Source organism: Xanthomonas arboricola pv. guizotiae, from assembly GCF_002940205.1.
In the GTDB taxonomy this organism is placed as follows: domain Bacteria; phylum Pseudomonadota; class Gammaproteobacteria; order Xanthomonadales; family Xanthomonadaceae; genus Xanthomonas; species Xanthomonas arboricola_C.
Genome location: NZ_MDSK01000103.1, coordinates 1 through 900, shown reverse-complemented (window position 1 = coordinate 900; position 900 = coordinate 1). Strand labels below are relative to the sequence as shown.

General features: G+C 62.4%; 1 pseudogene. It reads right to left on the bottom strand.

The window, feature by feature from the left end:
- Nucleotides 1-892 (bottom strand): annotated as a pseudogene (locus tag XarbCFBP7408_RS21990) (IS3-like element ISXac3 family transposase); the annotation flags it as partial.
- Between the last annotated feature and the right edge of the window lie 8 nt (nt 893-900).

Sequence of the window (900 nt, the reverse complement as noted above, 5' to 3'; positions counted from 1 at the left end):
AAACTGCGCCAGTCATCGCTGGTGTAGACCGACCCTTGGTCCGAGTGAACCAGGCAACCAGCGCTGGGTTTGCGCCGCCACACCGCCGACAGCAAGGCCTGCACGACCAACTCGGTATCGGCTCGATCGCGCATCGCCCAGCCGACGACCTGCCTGGAAAACAGATCGATCACCACAGCCAGGTACATCCAGCCTTCATGCGTACGGATGAAGGTGAAGTCGCTCGCCCAGGCCGTGTCCGGCTCGGTCACGTCGAACTGCCGATCCAGCAGGTTGGCTGCCGCCTTGCACGGCGTTCCGCCATGGAAGCGCGGTTTGCGGCCATGGCCCACCTGGGCACGCAGCCCATCGGCGCGCATCAATCGATGCACCCGATGGCGACTGCAACGCTCACCCAGATCGCGTAGATCCTTGGCGATCTTGCGATGCCCATACACACTGCCGCTGGCCAACCAGTGGTGCTTGATCAGCCCCAGCAGGCGTTCGTCTTCCTTGGCGCGTTCACTGTCGGGCGACTTTAGCCACGCGTAGTATCCAGCCCGGTTCACCCGCAAAACCCGGCACATCGCGCACACCCTGAATTCTTCCCGGTGGACTTGCATGAAGAGGTACTTTGCCTTTACCCCTTGGCAAAGTACGCGGCGGCCTTTTTTAGGATGTCGCGCTCCTCCGTCACCCGGCGCAACTCGATCTTCAGCCGCCGGACTTCGGCGCTCTGATCCGCCTCAGCGCGCTGTACTACGCCGGGCTTGCCGAACTTGCGCAGCCAGGCGTACAGGCTGTGCGTGGTGACACCCAGTCGCTCGGCGACCTCTGCCACCTTGAACCCACGATCGGTCACTTGCCGGACCGCCTCGATCTTGAACTCATCCGTATACCGCTTACTGCTCATGGACACCT